The 21568-nt window shown below is 56.7% G+C and carries 15 protein-coding genes; 11 read left to right on the forward strand and 4 right to left on the reverse strand.

Annotated elements, in window-relative coordinates:
- Positions 1 to 21: 21 nt before the first annotated feature.
- Positions 22 to 990 (forward strand): hypothetical protein, encoded by a 969-nt coding sequence (locus FKG94_RS19670; RefSeq protein ID WP_142928652.1) that lies wholly within the window; start codon positions 22 to 24, stop codon positions 988 to 990.
- A gap of 60 nt (positions 991 to 1050) precedes the next feature.
- Here the strand turns inward: FKG94_RS19670 and FKG94_RS19675 are convergent, their stop codons facing one another.
- Complete coding sequence (locus FKG94_RS19675; protein ID WP_142928653.1) at positions 1051 to 2067, reverse strand: hypothetical protein; 1017 nt, start codon at positions 2065 to 2067, stop codon at positions 1051 to 1053.
- A 307-nt stretch (positions 2068 to 2374) separates the two neighbouring features.
- Between FKG94_RS19675 and FKG94_RS19680 the strand changes: the two genes are divergently transcribed.
- Positions 2375 to 3016 carry a hypothetical protein gene (locus FKG94_RS19680; RefSeq protein WP_142928654.1) on the forward strand — a complete coding sequence of 214 codons (642 nt, stop codon included), beginning with the start codon at positions 2375 to 2377 and terminating at the stop codon, positions 3014 to 3016.
- Between the two features lie 35 nt (positions 3017 to 3051).
- Here FKG94_RS19680 and FKG94_RS19685 read toward each other — a convergent pair whose 3' ends face one another.
- Complete coding sequence (locus tag FKG94_RS19685) at positions 3052 to 4254, reverse strand: cellulase family glycosylhydrolase (protein ID WP_142928655.1); 1203 nt, start codon at positions 4252 to 4254, stop codon at positions 3052 to 3054.
- Between the two features lie 573 nt (positions 4255 to 4827).
- Here FKG94_RS19685 and FKG94_RS19690 point away from each other — a divergent pair.
- The 7 genes from FKG94_RS19690 to FKG94_RS19720 all read left to right on the forward strand — a co-directional run bounded on the left by FKG94_RS19690 (position 4828) and on the right by FKG94_RS19720 (position 16593).
- Positions 4828 to 7362 (forward strand): beta-mannosidase, encoded by a 2535-nt coding sequence (locus FKG94_RS19690; RefSeq protein WP_179957730.1) that lies wholly within the window; start codon positions 4828 to 4830, stop codon positions 7360 to 7362.
- Between the two features lie 13 nt (positions 7363 to 7375).
- Entirely contained in the window at positions 7376 to 8401 is a 1026-nt protein-coding gene (locus FKG94_RS19695; protein WP_142928657.1) for a LacI family transcriptional regulator, read from the forward strand.
- A 102-nt stretch (positions 8402 to 8503) separates the two neighbouring features.
- Entirely contained in the window at positions 8504 to 9730 is a 1227-nt protein-coding gene (locus tag FKG94_RS19700; RefSeq protein WP_142928658.1) for an AGE family epimerase/isomerase, read from the forward strand.
- A 397-nt stretch (positions 9731 to 10127) separates the two neighbouring features.
- The gene (locus FKG94_RS19705) at positions 10128 to 13133 is read left to right on the forward strand and encodes a TonB-dependent receptor (protein WP_142928659.1); all 3006 of its coding nucleotides are present in this window, start codon (positions 10128 to 10130) and stop codon (positions 13131 to 13133) included.
- 312 nt (positions 13134 to 13445) lie between these two features.
- Entirely contained in the window at positions 13446 to 14813 is a 1368-nt protein-coding gene (locus FKG94_RS19710; protein ID WP_246125271.1) for an MFS transporter, read from the forward strand.
- 235 nt (positions 14814 to 15048) lie between these two features.
- Complete coding sequence (ssb, locus tag FKG94_RS19715) at positions 15049 to 15618, forward strand: single-stranded DNA-binding protein (protein WP_425460057.1); 570 nt, start codon at positions 15049 to 15051, stop codon at positions 15616 to 15618.
- 102 nt (positions 15619 to 15720) lie between these two features.
- Positions 15721 to 16593 carry an SDR family oxidoreductase gene (locus FKG94_RS19720; RefSeq protein WP_142928660.1) on the forward strand — a complete coding sequence of 291 codons (873 nt, stop codon included), beginning with the start codon at positions 15721 to 15723 and terminating at the stop codon, positions 16591 to 16593.
- A 197-nt stretch (positions 16594 to 16790) separates the two neighbouring features.
- Here FKG94_RS19720 and fabB read toward each other — a convergent pair whose 3' ends face one another.
- Positions 16791 to 18008, reverse strand: coding sequence for a beta-ketoacyl-ACP synthase I (fabB, locus tag FKG94_RS19725; RefSeq protein WP_142928661.1), 1218 nt, complete (start codon positions 18006 to 18008; stop codon positions 16791 to 16793).
- A gap of 139 nt (positions 18009 to 18147) precedes the next feature.
- Positions 18148 to 18675 (reverse strand): 3-hydroxyacyl-[acyl-carrier-protein] dehydratase FabA, encoded by a 528-nt coding sequence (gene fabA, locus FKG94_RS19730; protein ID WP_142928662.1) that lies wholly within the window; start codon positions 18673 to 18675, stop codon positions 18148 to 18150.
- 312 nt (positions 18676 to 18987) lie between these two features.
- On the opposite strand from fabA, the gene galU reads away from it, so the two are divergent.
- Positions 18988 to 19824 (forward strand): UTP--glucose-1-phosphate uridylyltransferase GalU, encoded by an 837-nt coding sequence (galU, locus tag FKG94_RS19735; protein ID WP_142928663.1) that lies wholly within the window; start codon positions 18988 to 18990, stop codon positions 19822 to 19824.
- Positions 19825 to 19930: 106 nt separating this feature from the next.
- Positions 19931 to 21280: a phosphohexomutase domain-containing protein gene (locus FKG94_RS19740; RefSeq protein ID WP_142928664.1), complete on the forward strand. Its 1350-nt coding sequence runs from the start codon at positions 19931 to 19933 to the stop codon at positions 21278 to 21280.
- Positions 21281 to 21568: the final 288 nt, after the last annotated feature.

Raw genomic sequence — 21568 nt, forward strand, 5'->3', positions numbered from 1 at the left:
TAAGAGAGGGTAAACGACGTCATGGGCAAAAAATATGTGCTGCTGGCTCTTTCCCTGGTAGTGACCACGGCAGTTGTTGCCATCGTGTTACAAGATGCGCATCGGGAAAGCTCCTTGGAAAGCCCCACGGCCAATGTGTCCAATGAAGAACCCCTTGCAGGTCAACAAACTGGTGAAAGTGCTCAACTATTGCAGCCACAAGAGGATATCGAGCAACTGATGCAGGCGACAGCCACCCCAGGCGTATCGGAGTTGGCGAAATATCCGGGCTTTAGTAACAGTGAAGAAGACGAAGCGCAGTTCTCCAGGGAGGAAATGGCGCGCGAGGAATTGATTGCCGGCTGCATGAGAGAGAACGGCTATGAATATACGCCGGCACCTTCTGTCGTTGTCGATGAGGCCGCCATGAGCAATCCAGAGGAATTCGAGCGTTTGTTGCAAGAGAGTCTGTCAGACCCCAACGAGGTCTATGTCAATTCACTGTCAGTGGATATGCGCAAAGCCTATTACCAGACACTGACCGGTATGGATAACCCCAATGATCCCGAGGGGCAGGCGCACGATCTCGCAGCGTTCAGCGACAGTTGCGTCAATCGGGCCTATCGGGAAATACCCGGCGTGTATGCAAAGCGCAATCAGCTCAGCGAGGCATTGGAGGCGATGGAATTACGCATTGAAGAAGATGAACGAATAGTGCGCGCAACGGAAGACTGGTCCGAGTGTATGGGGGATCGGGGATATACCTTCTCAACTCCCGCGGATGTGCTGCGGCAAGCGGATGCGAGGCTGACAGATATCGATCAAAGCACAGTCGGCGCCCAAGCGCTGAGGTTAATCGGGGAAGAACTGAATGAGTCCGCCAAGGTTGCGGAAGACTGCCAACAAAAGACAGGGCTTGACGACATCCGGCGGCAGGTGAGGGTCGAATACGAAAACCAGTTTGTACGCAATCATCGGGCGGAACTGGGTGGCCGTAAACCCGAGAATTAACGGTGTCGGTGCTGTGCGGCACTGCTGGCCGCACGATACCGCAACAGTTGGGGTCTTGTGTCAGAGATTGGGCAGGCCGGCGAACAGGTTGCCGTTTCTCTGCTGTGCTCCGCCTTGTTGCTGCGTGACGCCTACCCTGTTCTCGATCATCTGCTTTACGGAGTCTTCGATAGAGAAAGCATCGTACTCCATAGGGTGCGATGCATACATAGCGTAGATGTTATTGGGTCGAGCTGTATTGTTATTGTTCCTCGCGTTCGCCTGAACCATGGCGGTGGTCGGCTGGGCAGCCGTCCCGGTGGTACTATACTGTGCCTGCAGCCAGTCCTCGACTTCCTGGCGGATACTGGGCCGCTTAAACCACCCGGGTCTGGCCAAACGCGTGTAGGTGTCGAAGCTTGCCTGCGCATTATTGCTTGCTGCCTGGGCGATGTTGAGTGGGATATTCATCAGGTTCGCCACGCGTCCTGCTGTCAGGGTTCCCTGCCCGCCCCTTGCGATGGTGTCGAAATTGTCGATGGCATTGCGTACCGTGCCACGGCCCATTGCCTGCAGTGTTTTGTCTGCCGGCTGATCAGGGAACTCCAGGCGACCGCCGGCCAGCCCCTGGGCAATTCGGTAAAACTGCTCAGCGTGACGTATTTCATGATAAATGGTGCTGAATAACTTCAAGAATGCACCATAGGTGAGTGTGCCGTTGTTAAAATAAAACGAATTGAGCGTGCAGTTCCATGTTTGATGATTAAAATACGCGAGGGTGCTTACCGGTAGCGCTTGAAATACCAAGGGGGGAACAGGCATAAATTGTACGGTTACCCGAATCGCGTCGTTGAGAAATCTCCGGCGCAGTTGCGGGTTGACGTTCAACCCGGGAGGCAGCCCCGGAGGGGGCGCCGGTGCAGCCGCCGCAGGTTGGGCCGGTTGGGCTGGCGCATTTGCCACTGGTCCTGTGTAACCGGCAGTCGCGTTGTGCGCGCCAATGGCATTGTAATAATTGCCAATGTTGTTCCAGATGCACCAAAGTCTGTACATCCGATCTGCAAATGTAGCCATAGGCCCCTGGGCTTGTAACGACATTTGGTCTCTCCTTGTAGTTGAGTGATTTCTCCGCCCACGCCCGCTTTGGTACGTTGTATTGACGGCTAATAAGCTTTACGCTGGCGCCGCCTATAAAGTTGCACTTTGGAAATTGCGCTGGGAAAGAGTGCCTCGCGAAAACGGGTCTACCCCCAAACCCATTGCATTCACGCAACGCATTAGCGAGAATCCCGGTACCGGAGTGCGCCGCCCAGTGCCGTAAAACGGCCTTTACAAACGACAAGCTGTCAGAATAGCGACAACCAAGTTCTTACTAAGACCTAACCAAAAAGCAGGGAGTGTGACTTTGCACAGTTTTTGGCGTATCTCGATTGTGGCTGTTCTGTTATTCGTGCTGGCGGGTTGCACCGGATTGACGCCCTCTGAGCCGTTGCCGCTGGCCGTTTCCATCAGCTTTAAGGCGCCCGAACGCAGCCGCTTTAGCGGCAAAGGCGCCGGAGCGGGCATGATGCTGTCCTCCACCATGGGGGCCGCCGGCGTCGCTATCGGCATCGCCATCGATGAGGGCATCGGCAAGGATATCCAGGCGGCGGCAGATGCCGGCGGCATTGCCGTAAAACCGCTGCTGATGGCGACACTGCAAGGCCAGACACCTCTACCCCTTGAGGAAATTGACACCGCAGCTGCCGGGCCAGCGAACTTGTCTATCACGGTCAAGCGCTACGGTTTTGTACTGCAACCGGGTGCCGGCGGTGAAGATCCCACCGCTGCGCAGTTTATTCTCTCGCTGAGCCGCGCCGGTGCAGATACCGGCAATCCCCTGGAGTTAAATTTCCCGGCGGACTTTGAGTGGCCCGGCGCCGGTCACCCTCCCACGGTGCCGCTGGCACAGCTCAAGGTGAGCGCCGCCGATATCGAGCACCTGTGGCGCGATGCGCTGCAGAGGATTTTCACCGACAGCCGGGTTGCGACCCTGTTGCAGCAGTAGTCAATACGTCATCCGGCTGCCGGACAAAAGCGCTGCTATGGGGGGCAATCCACCACACCGCCATCACCGTATTGGTTTTCGCAGTCTACGATGCCGACACAGCTCTGCATATCCTCCCAACCCCAACCCGTATCCTGGTATCGACACAGGGGAAAAATGGTTCCGTACCAATTGCAACGCCTGGTATCGGATTGAGGGGGCGGCGTATCGGAGTAAACGCTGGCCGTGACCGAGGTTGCCCGAATGCCATTCTCGCTGTTAATCAACAGCGCACCCCAGGGGCTTAGATTGTTCGGATCAAAGTTGATAACGATGTCCAGCGCGGTGCAGCATCCGGAGTTACCGGACCACGACCAGCCAATATAGCCAATGCCATAGTGTTCTGACACGGCTAAGATCGATTCTGCATCGACATTTTGGCCTTGATGGTCCGCCCCGAACTCGCCCACGATAAGCGGCAAGCTGTGGGTGTTCAGGAACCTGGATATGTAGGATTCAATTTTACTGCGATTTTGGTACACCTCGTACATATGAACGCTGAACATGGTGTTGTTTAGGGCGTCGGCGCCGGCTACATCTGTTGCATTGTTCAGCATAATCTCTTGCCAGTCCTGCCCCCAGTTCGCCGCGTCGACCATCAGCGTGTGAGTGAGCCCGGCGGCGCGAAGCCTTTGGATGGCATTTTTATGCCCGTTAACCCAGGTGCTGGCTGGCAGGCCGTTGCCATAGGGCTCGTTGGCGATATTGATGATGACGTAGTCTTCTTGCCCGTTAAGTGCGCCCGCAATATCAATCCAATACTGAGTCGCGTTTTCCAGGGTTCCGGCACTGCTTGCTTCGCCGGAGCCGGTAACATCGTGGACTTCGAGGACGCACACCAGCCGGTTGTCTTTACACCTGCGAATCACTCGCGCTACGTCTTCCTGTGAATTTCTCACAAATTGCTGGCCATCGCTCAAGACGACGCGAATGGTGTTCGCGCCTGTGGCGGCAATGTCGGCAAAAGAGGAGGTGCGATAGTTGTACCAGGCGTGGGGGTGATTGATACCTCGCATAATAAAAGGGTTCCCATTCCCGTCGAGCAATTGAGTACCGGAAATGCTAAACCCCGCTACAACGCTTTGGCTGAGAAAAGCCAGGCACAGGGCTGCAACCGCAGCGACAGTTTTTTTAGGTCTTAAGCGCGCGATGGAAAGCCTGGGAATAAAGCGGAGGTTTGGAAGCGTAAAGTCGAGCATGATAGTTTCCTTGCTATTCATGGAAATAGCGCAAGTTGGTTAACGCGAATATGGACGCAAATCACTACTGATGCCCGCTTATGATAGTCGGTAATCGTAACGTTACAAGTCTGCCGGGTCTATATTCGCCGCGACGCGGCAGTGTCGGTGTCGCCGCTATCGAAGTTCAACTGACGAATTAGCTGCCACGCCCTGGACTCCGCGTTGCCAAGAGGTGTCAAAATGCCTAAATATAATATATAAATCAATGACTTATACAATTTTTGGGGGCGCTGGCGGTTGTTTACCTGAGTCCGGCGATGTGCTGGCGATAGTGCCGTAATGACTCCGGAATCTATCGTCCAGCTTGCTGACAAGACTGATATTTTCCAGAAAAAATAGAAACGTTACAAATTAGGGTTTATCGATGCTGTTGGCGTCCGCTTTTGAAAAAGTTAGTAAATACAAGAATTTACTATATTTTATTTACGGCTGACTAATCCTGGATGCCTAAAAACCAGAAAAAGCTTGCAAATATCATATCGAAACGTTTTCATTGTTGTCGAAATGACGGCCCATCAAACCAGAATGTCTATGTCTATCAAGAAGTTGCAATATGGTTGGACGCTTAGCTGTACAGGCGAGGCCATGGGCGACCTGCTGGGAATTGATGGCGGTATTTCTGTGGAAATGCCGGTCGAAGTTCACCAAACGTTGTTGGCGCAGGGGCTGATTGAGCACCCTTATGTCGGGCTTAATGAGGCCGATGTGCAGTGGGTTGCTGCGCAGACCTGGGTGTTGGAAAAAGCTTTCGAGCTCAGTGTTGCGCAGGTACATGCCCCTTGCCTGGAGCTGCAGATCGATGAGTTGGATACCCTGGCCGAGATCTGTCTCAATGGCGTTTTGCTCTACCGGGCGGACAATATGTTTCTGCGGCACCGGATTGATCTCAAGCCCGCTGCCCGCCAGGGTGAGAACCGGCTCTGCATCAAGCTGCTGTCCGCACCGGCTGCCGCTGTGGACAGAGCCAAAAAACTCCCGTTCCCGATACCCTACAATGCCAACAATAATCGCGTGCCTCATATGAATCTCCTGCGCAAGGCTCAGTGTCACGCAGGTTGGGATTGGGGTATCTGCTTGATGGTTACGGGCGTCTATCAAGTGCCGAAACTGATTGTGAGGCAGAGAGCGCAACTACACTATCTGCTGGTCGAACAGCGCCACACAGAAAATACTGTGGAGCTGACACTGAGGCTGGAAGCGGAGGTTTATAGCAATGGTGAACTGCCGCTGGAGATTGTGCTCAATGGTGAGCCGGTCATCGCGGAAACCCTATCGGTGCAGGTGGGGGCGTTGTGTCTGGCGCGCAGCTTCACTGTAAAAAACCCTGCACTCTGGTGGCCGGCCGGCCAGGGTGAGCAGCCGCTGTATGAGTTGGGTGTAATTTTGGCCGATGCCAGCCTGTGCAAGACTATCGGTCTGCGGGAGCTGGAGGTTGTGACTCAGGCCGATGACATCGGTTTGGGGTTAAAAGTTCGAGTTAACGGGCGGGATGTTTTTTGCAAGGGGGCCAACTGGATTCCCGCCGATGCGCTAACCCTGGACAGCGACGGGGATCGCTATCGGGACCTGCTCACCGCCGCCGTCCTCGCCAATATGAATTGCCTGCGCTTGTGGGGTGGCGGTTTTTACGAGCGGGATATCTTCTATCAACTGTGTGATGAGTTGGGTCTGCTGATCTGGCACGACCTGATGTTTGCCTGCTCCCTTTACCCTTCCACCAGGGAGTTTGTCGCCTCAGCAGCAGCGGAGGTGAAGCACCAGATAAAGCGTCTTGCTCACCATCCGAGTATCGCCCTGTGGTGTGGTGACAATGAAGTGATGGGTGCTATTGACTGGTACGAACAATCGCGCCGTCATCGTGAGAAATATATCGTCAACTACGACAGGCTCAACCGTGCGCTGGCCCGGGTGGTGGGAGAGGGCGATCCGACACGGCGCTTTTGGCCCAGTTCGCCCTGTAATGGCGAGTTGGATTTTGGTGATGCCTGGCACATCGATCACAGCGGCGATATGCACTACTGGGACGTTTGGCACTCGGGCAGTTCTTTTGAGGCCTACTACACGGTAAGGCCGCGCTTTTGTTCGGAATTCGGTTTTCAGTCATTGCCGTCGCTGCCTGCCGTGGCCCGTTTTGCGGAACCGAGCCAGTGGAATGTCTCATCGCCCGTCATGGAATCCCATCAAAAAAGTCCGGCGGGCAATGCTATCATCATGGAGATGTTTACCCGCTACTTTCGCTTTCCTGAAAGCTTTGTCTCCATTCTCTATTTAAGCCAGGTGCAGCAGGCCGTTGCCATTAAGACCGCCGTTGAATACTGGCGTTCTCTGCAGCCCCATTGTATGGGCACTTTGTTTTGGCAATTAAATGACAACTGGCCGGTAGCGTCCTGGTCGAGTATCGAACACGGCGGGCGCTGGAAGCAATTGCACTACCATGCTCGACGCTTTTTCAATCCGATCCTGGTGGCTCTGGTTCCTGAAGCGCGGAGTGTCGAAGAAAGTACCGTCGGAGGGCCGGCAGGGCCGATTAAAGAGGATGTTGCGAAAGCCGCAGGCAATTGGGTGCTAAAGGCCGTCAGTGATGCCCCGGGGGTCAGGAACCTTGAAGTCGAATTCAGACAAATTACCCTGGGCGGCAAGGTTGTTCGCCGCTGGCCTCTGGCGCAACAGTTGCGGCCCGGTGATAGTGCCACGCTGCTGACATTGAATCAGGCCGAACTCGCAGGCGCTCGCGAAGACAGTTTTTTTGCTGTTGTCAGTGACGATCCTGATATAAACAACACATTTTATCTGGCGCCCTGGAAAGCGATGACGCTTCCGCAGGTGTGTATCGAGCAGGAAGTTGTCACCCTGGCCGAGCGGGTGCAGCTCACTCTCAAAGCCGATGCGCCGGCCCACTTCCTGACGCTGGAGCACCCGGCCTCGGGGCGTTGGAGCGACAACAGCTTTACCTTGTTGCCAGGGGAGGATAGAACTGTCGACTGGCTGCCGTCGGCAGGCTCGGCCGTGCCCGAAAACTTTGCAGAGCACCTGGTAATCACACACTTGAGATCAACTTATCAATAAGTAAGGTGCTTGGATGGAGCGAGCGACACTGAAAACCATTGCCGACCATACGGGGCTCTCAGTGACTACCGTATCGCGGGCATTGAAAAATGGCGCTGAAGTCAAACCCGACACTATCGCGAAAGTGAAACAGGCTGCCAAAACTCTGGGCTATCGACCCAATGCTTCGGGTATTAGTCTGAAAACCGGCAAGACCTTTATGCTGGCTCTGATTATGCCGGTGCTCAAGCCCGGTGATACTGTCGGTGACCTGGGTATCTTGCCGCTGATCGAGGGATTGACGGCCGGCTTGAATAACACACCGTATCATCTGGCGGTCATTCCGCAGGTGGCCGGCGAGCCGGCTTTTGCGCCGGTCGAATATGTGGTGGAGCATGGTCTGGCCGATGGGGTCATCCTGACGTCGACGCTGGCCGATGATGATCGGGTCAGGTATCTCAATGAGAAGCGCTTTCCCTTTGTCACCTTTGGTCGCACGGAGTTGGCCACGCCGCACCCCTGGTACGATGTCGATAATGCTGACTTTACCTATCGCGCCGCTAAATGGCTTTACGAGCGCGGTAGAAGACAGTTGGTTCTGGTGGCATCCGACGCTAAGTATTCCTTCGCCTGGCACCGCCGTATCGGATTTAATCGTGCCGCTCAGGAGCAGGGGCTCACGATTGACGAAAAACTGCAAATTTTGCCGGAGGGGCCGGCACACACTTATGCGCAATTTGTCGCTGACGCCTGCAGCTTGCCCGCCCCGCCGGACGGTTATATATGTGGTACCGAGGTCGCTGCTATAGGTGTGGCCTCGAGCCTGCAGTTGGCCGGGCAGGTGGTGGGTAAGCAGGTGGATATTGTTTCGCTGGAGTCGACGAGTTTAGCCACTTTTTTCCATGTGCCGCTGGCGGGGTTTCGCCAGGACTTACGACATGCGGGCGCAGTCCTGTCGGGCTTGTTGCTGCGGCGAATTGACGGTGAAGATGCAGAGAAGTTGCAGGTGTTGGAAACCGCGACGTTTGTTGAGCACAATTCAATGGAGTTTACCCTTTAGCGCGTCTCGGTTGAGTCTGATGCCTATCGATGGTCGCAGCGATTCGAGTGGCGGTTGCTGGCAATCGAACTCTCCCTATCGTCGGACCTGAAGGCGACCGGTATGATGATGAAAACACTAAGGCAAGAATTCCGGGCTGAAATGGCGGAGATCGGATGTTGGTGGGCGGACAACGCTCTCGACGTCAGGCGCGGCGGTTTTGTCGGTGCAATCACTCACCGGAACGACAAGCTTTACGAGGCTAACAAAGGAGTCGTTCAAAACGCGCGTATACTGTGGTTTTTTAGTGAGTTGGCCCGCGTTACCGGCGATGGCCCGAACGCCGGTGATTGCACCACCGGGGAGCGGCGGTATAGCGGACTCGCCGAGCGTGCTTACGATTATTTCATCCGGTATTTTTGTGATCCGGTGTATGGCGGTGTGTACTGGGAGCTGAACTGTCGGGGCGAGGTGGTCGGCAATCGGAAACAGATTTACGCCCAGGCTTTTGCGATTTACGGACTGACCAGCTACTACAGGTTGACTGCCTGCCCGTCGGCGTTGAGCCTGGCCGAAGAGCTGTTTGGTTTGGTTGAGCGGTATGGCCGTGATCCTCGACACGGTGGTTATCTGGAGGCCTTTAGCCGGCGTTGGGCGTCTATAGATGATATGCGTCTAAGTGAAAAGGACATGAATGCGCCCAAAACCATGAACACGCATCTGCACGTTCTGGAGGCTTACACAAGTTTATATCGTGTTGCGCCCTCGGCCGCGCTCCTCGCGGCCATCGAAAACTGTTTGGAGTGTTTTCGCAATCATATCCTCAGCGGCGGCGAGCTTTATCTGCGCATGTATATGGACCTCGAGTGGAATGACCTGTCCGACCTGCGGTCGTTTGGTCACGATATCGAGGCGAGCTGGCTTATCTGGGAGGCGCTGGAGGTCATGCAAAGTGAGACGCTTAAAGGCGGCTGGAAAGACAAGGTCGTCGGCATGGCCCGGCAGTGTCTGGATCGGGCTGTCGGTGACAATGGTGAGATTTTCGACGCTATGATCTTGGAGAGCGGCAAAAGAATCGAGCAGCGGGTCTGGTGGGTCCAGGCTGAAGCGCTGGTAGGTTTTCTGGCGGCATTTCGTTTGACGGGGGATGGTCAGTTTCTCCATGCGGCGGTAGAGGTTTGGCGCTTTATACGTCGTTACCAGAAGGACCCCCGCCACGGCGAATGGTTATGGTTTTCCCGACTCGATCGGTCAAGCACTGCCTGCAAGATGGGTCCCTGGAAAGGGCCCTATCACAATGGCAGGGCGATGATGGAAGCTTTCAGGATTTTGCAAGACTGCGATGGATAAATACAGCGGTAGCCGGACGGCGTTCAGGTTGTCAGAAAGCCTTCCGGCTGGCATGGTGCGGGCTGTAATAGGTGGTGCAGTGGTTTTGAGTGTCAATGTCAATGATAGATTCGAAACGATACGATTTTTGTAAAGCAAACTTTTCACAATCTTCCAGAGCTTACCCGCTTCTTTCTAATAGTAAAATGATATAAGTTCTATACTATTGATTAGTATAGTTTTTTGTTGGTGTGAACTGAATGTTGGTTTTTCGGTCATCAAATCTGTTGACCGTCTAAAAATCGTAACGTTATTATTTTGGGTAACGGATATCCCTGGCAAGCGGATACGAAGCGAGAAAAATAATAAGTAGATGCAGACGACCAATAAAACGCTGACAAATCAAAGGTGACGACCGATGGCCAAGCTACTTCCATTCCAGCAGCGCCTGTTTTTACCGCTGATCGCAATCTGCTCACTCGGCCCGCCGGCTCCGCCCGCCAAGGCCCAACGTGACGAGGCGCTGGCCATCGAGGAGGTTGTCGTTACAGGGATTCGGCAGGCCCAGGAAACCTCCATCGGTATCAAGCGCGCCGCCCGGTCAATAGTTGATTCGATCTCTTCGGAGGATATCGGCAAGTTGCCGGATATCACCATTACCGATTCGCTGGCCCGGATTACCGGTGTACAGGTGAGGCGGTCGGCCGGTGAGGGTGGCGGTATCAGTATTCGAGGTCTGCCCCAGGTGCTCGCCACTCTCAATGGGGAATCGTATTTGGGGTCGGGTTCAGTTACCACCGTACAACCGGATTTTAATGATATTCCCTCACAACTGTTTTCCGGTGCGGATGTTATCAAGTCTGCCACGGCCGGTACCAACGCCGGTGGCATCACCGGGGTGGTCGACCTCAAGACCTTTCGACCTTTTGCTTTTGGCGCAGGCTTCACGCTATCGGGCGCCACTGAAATACAATCCGGGCGGGAAAGCGATGAAACCGATCCCTCGGTCAACGGTTTGGTGAGTTGGCACAATGAAAAAGTCGGTGCCATGGCTTCGGTATCCTACCAGGAAAAAAACCTCGCCAATTACTACAGCGGTATGACAAACGGCGGTGAAAACGCCGGCTGGTCTCAAATAGCCGGGGAGGACTGGGCCTGGGGCGCCGATATCAATAACGATGGTGATACCAACGATGCGTTTCTGGCCTATCAGGGACATCTGGCATCCAATCGTTTTACCGAACGTGAGCGCCTGGGGTATAACGTCGCGTTTCAATTCGACCTGGGAGAGGGCTTTGAGTTGGTGGCCGAACTGTTTCACACGGAAATGGAGGAATACCAACGCTCCGCCGGTCTGTTTCATTCGGACAAGTGGAACCGCTGGGGCTGGTTCCGGCCACAAAATGCCGATGGCTCCAGTGCCTTTAGAGACACGGGTATCACTATCGACGGGCGGGATTTTTTTACCACTCAAACCTATACCGGTAACGGTCGTCGTATCAAAAGTTTCTCCAGCCTGCAGTTTGAAGACAGTAGTTCTCAAAACATCAACATAGAGCTGAATTACGATAAAGGTGGTCCCCTGGTAGCCAGTGCCCGTGCGGTGGTTGGTGAGGCGCAGCGCACGCGCCTGTTCAGCAGCGCCGATATTGACTTGGCCATCGGTAATCAATGGGGGGTGGCATTTCAAAACTATACTGATGGTTTAAACCAGGCTGTCAATCCCGGCGGCTATGCCGGCTTTCCAACCTTAACCGTGGATTACGGTGGTGACGGCGCTGCCTGGAGCGGGTTTGATAACAACGCCAATCTCGATGCCGAGGGTAACGCCGCCGGCGCGGCGCGCACGATCGGCGATTATCTCGCCGACATCGACAGTTACGGTGTCGGGGCACTTATTTCCGAAAACAACTTCGACCGCGAAGCAGAGTTGAATGTGGTGCGCTTTGATGGGCGCTACGGATTTCAAAATGACGGTTTTATCACCTCTGTTGATGCCGGTGTTCGCTTTAGCGCCCGCAAGGTAAAAAACAGAGAATTTGATATAGCCGCCCCATTTGGAGAAAACGATTGTCTGGTTAAGTGGAAGGCCACCGACGTTACGCTCAACCAGTCCAGTTGTAATTCAGGCCAAAACCTGAACGATGGAAACCCGGACAATGACATTTTCTTTACCTCCGGCCGACCGCTTGGCCTGCGCGACTTAGGTGATGTAATCAGGGTGACCGATGTCGGTCCGGTTCGTGGTATACCGGGTTTCTTTGCGCTTGATCCGGCCGCCATGGACAATGTGTGGGCGTTCCACAATGCTTTCTATCCCGGCAATGTGCGCGTCAGTAATCCGGGTAAATCCTACCGTGTCGATCTCGATGAGCTGAGCTATTACCTGCAGGTGAACTTTGCTTACGGCCAACTGGCGGGTAATCTGGGGCTGCGCCAGTTGGAGACGACCCTGACAGTGGTGCAAAATGTGGTGGGCGATTCCCAGCCTTATGGTTTGTCGGCCATTGACGCCGGCGACCTGGTTACCGAGCGCGAGTTGACCGATACCCTGCCGGCGCTCAATTTGTCCTACGATCTTTCGGACAAGCTGAAATTAAGGGCAGCTTATGCGAAAACCGTAACGCCTTTGGACCTGGCGCAATGGGGCGGGGCGTTCGATCCGGATTTTACGCTGGACGGGGATGCCGGCAGTCCGACGTTTGGAACCTTCATTGCCGTCAGCGCCACCGAAACCGGTAACCCCAATCTCGATCCCTGGCGTGCCGACAACGTCGACCTGTCACTGGAGTATTATCTCGGTGATGCCAGTCTGTTAAACCTGGGTTTATTCAGGGTGGAGGTGGACAGCTTTACCCAGGGCGGGGAGGAGTTGCGGGCGCTGCCGGATGCGGATGGCGTGGTGCGTCGATCGGTGCCGGTAAGCACCATCACCCAGGGCGACGGCGGTACCCTGGAAGGTGTGGAAATGGGGGCAAAGCTGGCGTTGGTCGATTTTCCGGGGCTTGCCGGCAGTTGGTTGGGTCACTTCGGCGCGGATGTAAATTACACCTATTCACCGGGTGATTCGGGGCAAAAGGATGTGGAGGGCAATGAGCTGGGTTTTCCGGAAAACTCCGAAGATGTTTACAATATTGTACTGTGGTACGAGACGGATAAATGGCAGGCACGCATCGGCTATAACTATCGCAGTGAGCGTGTGGTATTGCTCAACCAGGCCGGCAGTTTGACCTTGATGCAGGAGGCGACGGCTTATCTGGATGCATCGGTAAGCTACCATATCAGCGATCGTATCAGCGTGTTTCTCAATGGTTCAAATCTGACAGATGAATCAGAGCGTTTTTATCTCCAGCGCAGCGACCAGGAAGCTTGGGAAAATACCCTCGAGCCTCGTTACACCATGGGCGTGCGCGGCACTTTTTGATCGGCGAGCTGCATCCACTTGCCTGACTTGTTGACTAATCATTGTCGACTGCGGGTTTTCGATCTGCCGCTCAGGTTGTTGCCGGTCACCCTCCCACTGTGCCGCCGGCGCGGCTCGAGGTGAACGCAGCCGAGATTGGGCGCCGGTGGCGCGATGCGCTGCAGAGGACTTTCGCCGACAGCCGGGTTGCGGTCCCGTTGCGGCGATAGTCGACACACTGTCTGTCTACCGGGTCGGCGAAAAACCACAGGCCGCTACCCGTACCCCCGCACGACTGTTAAAATGCCCGCCTTTTTACGCTGAGTTTTCCCTGTGCGAGCGAAGGTCGTAGATACAGCCCATTCTTTTGAACGTCGTGCCGTGGCTTCGCTGGCAGCGCTCTACGCCTTTCGCATGTTGGGGCTGTTTATGGTGTTGCCGGTACTGGCGCTGTACGGAACGGATTACGCCGGCAGTACACCCTTGCTGTTGGGGTTGGCTCTCGGCGCCTACGGTTTTAGCCAGGCACTGCTGCAGATTCCCTTCGGCATGCTTTCCGACCGGCTGGGACGCAAACCCATGATCGCCCTGGGGCTGCTGTTGTTCGCCCTCGGCAGTGTCGTGGCCGCCACCGCCGAGTCGGTCTACGGCCTGATTATCGGCCGCTGCCTGCAGGGCGGCGGTGCCATTGCCAGTGTGATTATGGCGCTGGTGGCGGATTTGACCTCGGAGCAAAACCGCACCAAAGCCATGGCTGCCATAGGGGCCTCCATCGGCCTGTCGTTCTCCGTGGCGCTGGTACTGGGTCCGGTCATTACCGGTATTGCCGGTCTGTCGGGCATCTTCTGGTTCACCGCGGTCTTTGCCCTGCTGGGGCTGGTGGTGTTGTTCAAACTGATTCCCGACCCCGGTAGCGCCGAGACTGCGCAGCGCGAGGCCGGGGCAGTGGCGGCGCTGCTCGGCCAGACGCTGAAACACCGGGACCTGCTGCGGCTCGACTGGGGTATTTTTTGCCTGCACTTCGTCTTGATGGCCAGTTTTGTGGTGGTGCCCGTTATGTTGGAAGCCGACCTGGGGTTGGCGCGTGAGCGGCACTGGCAGGTGTATCTGCCGTTGCTGACGCTGGCCTTTGTGGCCATGGTGCCGTTTATGCTGCTGGCGGAGCGGCACCGCAAGATCAAAACCGTATTCCTGGGCGCGATCGCCCTGCTGGCGGCCATGCTGGTGGCGCTGATCTGGTGGCAGCGTGATCTGGTACTGGCGTTGACCGCGCTGTTTCTGTTTTTTATGGCGTTTAACCTGCTGGAGGCGACTCTGCCCTCCCTGATGAGCAAGGTGGCTCCGGCCGGCACCAAGGGTACCGCTGCCGGTATCTATTCGACCAGCCAGTTTCTCGGTGCTTTTGCCGGTGGCGCGGGCGGTGGCGCCCTGATGCAATTCGGCGGACCGCACTGGGTGTTCGGCTGCGGTGCGGCGGTAGTGGTCAGTTGGCTGGCGGTGGCCGCCTTTATGCGCCCGCCGCGCTTTTTGACCAGCGTCTGGGTGCCCCTGGGAGATGCCGACCTGACCGCCATGAAGTCGAGAATGCTGGGTCTGTCGGGCGTCGAAGAGGTGGTGATCATCGAAGATGAGCGGGCGGCTTACCTGAAAGTGGACAACCGGTTATTCGACCGCTCGAGCGTCGATCAGTTACAGCAATAGTGGTTGTCACGGCCGGCGTGGTGTAAGCTGTCGCATTGGATTTAAAGAACGCTCGCCGTTTTTGCCGACCGGGGATGGTGTTGGGGAAAACTGGCGTTAACTGAGATATTGCAACTGTTAATAATCGTGCAGCGCACTCAACAGTGAAACTGACTAAGTGTGAGACGAACTACAGCTAATGTAAGAGTGCAGCTAATTAATAGTGCAACACCATTGGGAGACACAGGAGAAAATCATGGCAAGGGGAGTTAACAAAGTCATTCTGATCGGCAATTGCGGCCAGGACCCGGAAACCAAGTACATGCCTTCGGGCGGTGCGGTGACCAATATCAGCCTGGCCACGTCCGAGACCTGGAAGGACAAGCAAACCGGCCAGCCGCAGGAGCGCACCGAATGGCATCGTATCGTTTTTTTCAACCGGCTGGCGGAAATTGCCGGCGAGTACCTGCGCAAGGGCGGCAAGGTGTATATCGAAGGCTCGCTGCGCACACGTAAATGGCAGGACCAAAGCGGGCAGGACCGTTACACCACGGAAATTGTGGCCAACGAAATGCAGATGCTGGACAGCCGCAATGCCGCCGGGGACAACCAGGGCATGGGTATGAACCAGGGTTACGGCGGCCAGCCGCAACAGGGCAGGCAACAGCAGCCCATGGCGGCACCGCAGGCACCCCAGCAACATGCGCAACCCCATACACAACAGGCCCCCCAGCAGCCCGCCCCCAACGCGCCGCAGCAGGCACCGGCCGGCCAGCCTCAAACGGCTTCGGGATTTGATAATTTCGACGACGATATTCCTTTCTAATCAATACCCGGGGTCATTTCCTTTTGTATAGTGTTTAAGCAAGAGGCCCCGCGCGCTGCGGCGGGCGGGGAGACCGGTGGCTAACTGCGATGGATGTAACCCGTGGCCTATAAGCTGCTACTGACCGATGCCCACTCCCCCCTTGGCATGGCGCTCAGTCACGTCCTGGAACAGGAGACTTTCACCCTGGTGCAGCCGCAGCCGGGAGACCTGGTATGGAACGACGCCAAGGCGGTCGATGCTTACCTGCGCGAGCAGCAACCGGACATTGTGATCAATTCCCTGGCCTGGAGTCCGGCCCCGGCCCGGCAGCGACAGACGCTGACGGTCAGCGCGGCCAAGTCTTTGGCGCAGGCCTGCGCGGCGCTCGAGGTGTGCGCGATTCATCTGTCCAGTCACCAGGTATTCGGCGGCGAGAACAAAACTGCCTACGACGAGTCCGACCAGCCGGCGCCGGTGGATGTGGGCGGCAGAGCGTTATGGCGGGCGGAGAAAGCGGTTGCCCAGTTTTTACCCCGACATATTATCCTGCGTTTGAGTTGGCTGATCGGTGCTCGGGGGGATAATCTGCTGACGGCGCTGGTGGGTCAGTTATCCGGCGGCCAGCGGGTGAGTGTAGCACCCAATAAGCGCGGCGCCCCCACGTTTATGACTGACGTCGGTCGAGTGCTGGTGGCTATGGTCAAGCAGATACTGTGCGGGGCGGACAACTGGGGGGTGATGCACTATACCAGTGGCGATCCCTGCAGTGAGGCGGACTTTGCCCGACACCTGGCCAAGCTGCTGGAGCAGCGGGGGCAGTTATACGGTGACATCGAAGAGGTCGATGCAGTCGAGCCGGTGACCAGCGCGGTCCTCAGTGGCCGGCGCTGTCTTGAAAATTTCGGTATTCAGTCGCGTACCTGGCGCCAGGGACTGGCCAGCGCGGTCGGTGCGTATCTGGCGGAGCGCGAAACCCTTTCTTCCAACGGCTAGGTTCTCCAGTCGAGGCTCCAATCCGGGCTCCGGCCAAGGCGCAGGGCCGCAGGGTACTGGCTGCAAACGCCTGCAGGCCGCGGGCCTGCTCCGTGGGGGGCGAGATGCATTGGGATCAGAGTCCTATCACCGTTGTACGTGATATCTGCCGGGAATGCCGACGCCAAGCCCGGCGGCTGGCCGCTTGTCCGGAGATATCAATCGCTGAAGCGCTGAAACACCAGGCAGGAATTGGTACCGCCGAACCCGAAGCTGTTCGACATCACCCGCTCCAGCCTGACATCGTCGCGTCGCTGCGTGGCAATCGGCAGGCCCTCGGCTTCCGGGTCGAGGGTCTCGATATTGGCCGAGGCGGCGACAAAGTTGTGTTGTTGCATAAGCAGGCTGTAAATCGCTTCCTGCACCCCGGCAGCCCCGAGCGAGTGGCCGGTCAGCGACTTGGTGGAGCTGATGGCCGGCATGTCCGTGACAAACACTTCCCGCAGGGCGGTGAGTTCAGCCACATCGCCTACCGGTGTGCTGGTGCCGTGTGTGTTTATATAGTCGATAGTACCGTCGACGGTTGCCATGGCCTGGCGCATACAGCGCACCGCGCCCTCGCCCGAGGGGGCGACCATATCGTAGCCATCGGAATTGGCGCCATAGCCGACCAGTTCGGCATAGATTTTGGCGCCGCGGGCCCGGGCGTGCTCCAGCTCTTCGAGGACCACACAACCGCCGCCGCCGGCGATTACGAAGCCGTCGCGGTTGGCATCGTAGGGGCGAGAGGCCTGCTCCGGGGTGTCGTTGTACTTGGCGGAGAGCGCACCCATGGCGTCAAACAGGGAGCTCATGGTCCAGTGCTCTTCCTCGCCGCCGCCGGCGAAGACCAGGTCCTGTTTGCCCAGCTGAATCTGTTCCATGGCGTTGCCGATGCAGTGAGCACTGGTGGCGCAGGCTGAGGAAATGGAATAGTTAACACCTTTTATCTTAAACGGTGTGGCCAGGCAGGCAGAGGTGGTGCTGCCCATGGTCTGGGTCACCCGGTAGGGACCTACCCGGCGAATGCCGCGGGCACGCAGTATATCGGCAGATTCAACCAGGTTTTGCGAGGAGGCGCCGCCGGAGCCCATAATCAGTCCGGTGCGCTCGTTGGATACCTGGTCATCCTCAAGGCCCGCATCGGCGATGGCCTGCTGCATGGAGATATAGGCATAGCCGGCCGCGTCCCCCATAAAGCGCAGAGTTTTGCGATCGATATACTCCGCAAAATCGATATCGACACTACCGGCGATCAGGCTGCGAAAGCCCAGTTCCTCGTAGTCTTCCTTATAGCGAATACCTGAGCGACCCGCACGCAGGGCGTCTAAGACCGAGGCGACATCTTTACCCAAGCAGGAAACTATGCCGATACCGGTCACAACAACGCGTTTCATAGACTACCTCTTGAATACTGGGAGCAGGTGGGGTGGCACCTTATACCCCCGACATTTAACCGCTGAATCGAGCGAATTATGGCACAGGCAGAGGGCTGCCCCCAAGTGGGGACTATACCCCTCTCGGGACGGTCTGCCGCTAAAAGGTGGTGGCGGTGTCGCTGAACAGTCCAACCCTCAAATCCTTGGCGAAGTAGATATCTGTGCCGTCCACGGCCACTACGCCATCGGCAATACCCATAATCAGTTTGCGTTCGATGACGCGCTTCAGATGGAGGTGATAGGTCACCTTCTTGGCGCTTGGCAGAATCTGGCCGGCGAACTTCACCTCGCCTGAGCCAACCGCCCGGCCGCGACCCTCGTTGCCTTTCCAGGCCAGGAAAAAACCGACTAACTGCCACATGGCGTCCAGTCCCAGACAGCCGGGCATCACCGGGTCGCCGGGGAAGTGGCAGGCGAAAAACCAGAGGTCGGGATGAATATCCAATTCGGCAATGATCTCGCCTTTGCCGTAGTTACCGCCTTCGGCACTGATATGGGAGATACGGTCGAGCATCAGCATATTCGGCACCGGCAACTGGGCATTGCCGGGGCCAAACAAGCGGCCATAGCCGCACTCCAGCAGGGCGTCGCGGTCGTAGGCGCTTTTTCTTCCAGTACAATCCATAGTCTAACTCTGATGTTTCAAAGAAGCCCCGGGGTGATGCCCGGAGCAGCAAAGGGGGCCCATTCTACCGGCTGGTTACGGCTTGTCCAGTATTCGTGATGTCGCCGGGACCCCTCTTGAGGCAGCGGTACGCGCGGTGCGTGTGTCCGGGGGGGCTTTCGCCGCCCGGCGTGTCTACTCAATCAGGGTAACTATGGTATATTCGGCGCCTCGGCGACCATCGAGTTCCCGGCCTCGCACTCAGGCGGCGGGCGACGGCGACAATATGTAACGGCGACCTGGCGCCGACAATGTATAAAGGACACTTCCCCCATGATACGAAAATGCTTATTTCCCGTGGCCGGGTACGGCACGCGGTTTTTACCCGCCACCAAGGCAATGCCCAAGGAGATGCTGCCGGTAGTCAACAAGCCACTGGTGCAATACGGGGTCGAGGAGGCGCTGGAAGCCGGCCTGGATGAAATCGGTTTTGTCACCGGGCGCGGCAAGCGCTCCATTGCCGATCATTTCGATGTCAGTTACGAGTTGGAGCACCAGATCGCGGGTACCTCCAAGGAGCGCTACCTGGCCTCCATTCGCAACGTGATGGACAAGGCGCTGGTGTCCTATACGCGGCAGACGGAAATGCGCGGCCTCGGGGATGCGATTCTCAACGGCCGCCGCCTGATTGGCGATCAGCCTTTCGGCGTGGTGCTGTCCGACGATCTCTGCCTGCCGGATGGCGAGGGTGGGGAGGGCGTGCTGGCGCAAATGGTCAAGCTCTATCGCCAGTTTCGGTGCAGTGTTGTCGCCATCCAGGAGGTGGCGGATGAAGACATCCACAAGTTCGGTGTCATCAAGGGCGAGCAAATCAAAGACAGTCTGTATCAGGTCACCGATATGGTGGAAAAACCGTCTCTCGAGAATGCACCCAGCAATCTGGCGATTATCGGCCGCTATATCCTTACTCCCGATATCTTTGAGATTATCGAAAACACGCCGCCGGGCAAAAATGGTGAGGTGCAAATCACGGATGCCCTGCTGACCCAGGCGAAAAACGGCTGCGTCATGGCCTACAAATTCAGTGGTCGCCGCTTTGACTGCGGCAGCGTCGGGGGCTTTGTGGAAGCGACCAATTACGTCTATGAGCATATCTACAAGGACGACTAAAGGCGGCTGGTTGCGCCTTTGAGCTTGTCTTTAAGGTCGTATTTTTCAGCGAGAATGTTGCAGCCGGTAAAATGTTGCAGCCAGTCGATCAGTTCGGGATGTCACAGTGACTCAAGCAATTACCTGTTTTAAGGCCTACGATATACGCGGGCGAGTACCGGATCAGTTAAATGAAGACGTCGCCTATCGGGTGGGCTGCGCTTTTGTGGTTTACCTCAAGGCAGCAAAAGTGGTGGTGGGCCATGATATCCGGCTTACCAGTGCGGGTCTGACCGAGGCGTTGGTGCGCGGTATCACCGATATGGGGGCCGACGTGCTGCATATCGGTCAGTGCGGCACTGAGGAAGTCTATTTCGGTACCTTTGACCAGGGGGCCGATGGCGGCATTTGCGTGACTGCCAGCCACAACCCCATGGACTACAACGGTATGAAGCTGGTGCGCGAAGGCGCCCGGCCCATCAGCGGCGATACCGGACTCAAGGATATCCGGCGACTGGCCGAAGCCGGTGGTTTCGAGCCGGCGGCCGGCAAAGGCCGGGTGATCCCCCTGGCGGGCCGCGAGGCTTATGTTAGACACCTGCTGACTTACGTGGATGTGCCTGCCTTGCCGCCGCTCAAAGTCGTCGTCAATGCCGGCAATGGCGGGGCCGGGGTGGTGGTGGATGCACTGGAGAGTGCGTTACCGTTCGACTTTATCAAGGTGCACCACCAGCCCGACGGTAATTTCCCCAACGGTATTCCCAATCCGCTGCTGCCGGAAAATCGCGGCGCCACCGCCGAGGCGGTCAAGGCTGCGGGCGCCGATCTGGGGATCGCCTGGGACGGCGATTTTGATCGCTGTTTCTTCTTCGATGAAAGCGGCCGCTTTATCGAGGGCTATTATCTGGTGGGGTTGCTGGCGGCGGCCTTTCTGGCGAAACACCCGGGCGGCAAGATAGTGCACGATCCGCGCCTGACCTGGAATACCATTGCCGTGGTGGAAAAGATGGATGGCACAGCGGTGATGAGTAAGACCGGCCACGCGTTTATCAAAGAGCGCATGCGCGCGGAGGATGCGGTTTACGGCGGTGAAATGAGCGCCCACCACTATTTCAAAGACTTCGCCTACTGCGACAGCGGTATGATTCCCTGGTTGTTGGTGGTGGAGCTGATGGGGCGCAGCGGCAAGTCGCTGTCGCAGTTGATTGGCGATCGCATGGCGGCTTTCCCCTGCAGTGGGGAAATCAATAGTCGGGTGGACGACCCCGCTGTGCTGCTGGCGCGCATCGAAAGTCTCTATCGTGATCGGGCCGAGGCGGTGGATCACACCGACGGCGTCTCCATGAGCTTTGGCGACTGGCGTTTTAACCTGCGCATGTCCAATACCGAGCCGGTAGTGCGGTTAAATGTGGAGTCCCGCGGTGATCGGGCGTTGATGGAAGCCAAGCGGGACGAGCTGTTGGGGTTGATTGGTTGAAGCGGTTAAACGGGGCGGGGTAGGCGCGTTGTTGTGAGTATTGCTGCCTCTTACTGTTTTTAACCCTTCACAGATAATATTTGTTAGGTGGTGGTTTTGTTAGAGGTCGTGGCGAATCGACTGCGGGAGATGCCTGCAGAGATCCGCCGTAAACCCCGCCAGCGGTCCAGCCCAAAATCATAGATTTTGGGCTGGACCGCGGGGCGAAGCAGTGCTTCGCTATTTCCCGCTCCACCCATGGGGGCTCGCGCACGGCATCCTTGAGGGACGCCTGCAACTTAGCAACTT

Origin of the sequence: Exilibacterium tricleocarpae, from assembly GCF_007004655.1 — a bacterium.
GTDB classification, from domain to species: domain Bacteria; phylum Pseudomonadota; class Gammaproteobacteria; order Pseudomonadales; family Cellvibrionaceae; genus Exilibacterium; species Exilibacterium tricleocarpae.

Excerpts from the sequence above, each read along its gene's own strand:
- FKG94_RS19670 (WP_142928652.1), top strand. The coding sequence starts at position 22 with ATGGGCAAAAAATATGTGCTGCTGGCTCTTTCCCTGGTAGTGACCACG.
- FKG94_RS19675 (WP_142928653.1), bottom strand. The coding sequence starts at position 2,067 with ATGTCGTTACAAGCCCAGGGGCCTATGGCTACATTTGCAGATCGGATG.
- FKG94_RS19685 (WP_142928655.1), bottom strand. The coding sequence starts at position 4,254 with ATGCTCGACTTTACGCTTCCAAACCTCCGCTTTATTCCCAGGCTTTCC.
- FKG94_RS19690 (WP_179957730.1), top strand. The coding sequence starts at position 4,828 with ATGTCTATCAAGAAGTTGCAATATGGTTGGACGCTTAGCTGTACAGGC.
- FKG94_RS19695 (WP_142928657.1), top strand. The coding sequence starts at position 7,376 with ATGGAGCGAGCGACACTGAAAACCATTGCCGACCATACGGGGCTCTCA.
- FKG94_RS19700 (WP_142928658.1), top strand. The coding sequence starts at position 8,504 with ATGATGATGAAAACACTAAGGCAAGAATTCCGGGCTGAAATGGCGGAG.
- FKG94_RS19705 (WP_142928659.1), top strand. The coding sequence starts at position 10,128 with ATGGCCAAGCTACTTCCATTCCAGCAGCGCCTGTTTTTACCGCTGATC.
- ssb (WP_425460057.1), top strand. The coding sequence starts at position 15,049 with ATGGCAAGGGGAGTTAACAAAGTCATTCTGATCGGCAATTGCGGCCAG.
- fabB (WP_142928661.1), bottom strand. The coding sequence starts at position 18,008 with ATGAAACGCGTTGTTGTGACCGGTATCGGCATAGTTTCCTGCTTGGGT.
- fabA (WP_142928662.1), bottom strand. The coding sequence starts at position 18,675 with ATGGATTGTACTGGAAGAAAAAGCGCCTACGACCGCGACGCCCTGCTG.
- galU (WP_142928663.1), top strand. The coding sequence starts at position 18,988 with ATGATACGAAAATGCTTATTTCCCGTGGCCGGGTACGGCACGCGGTTT.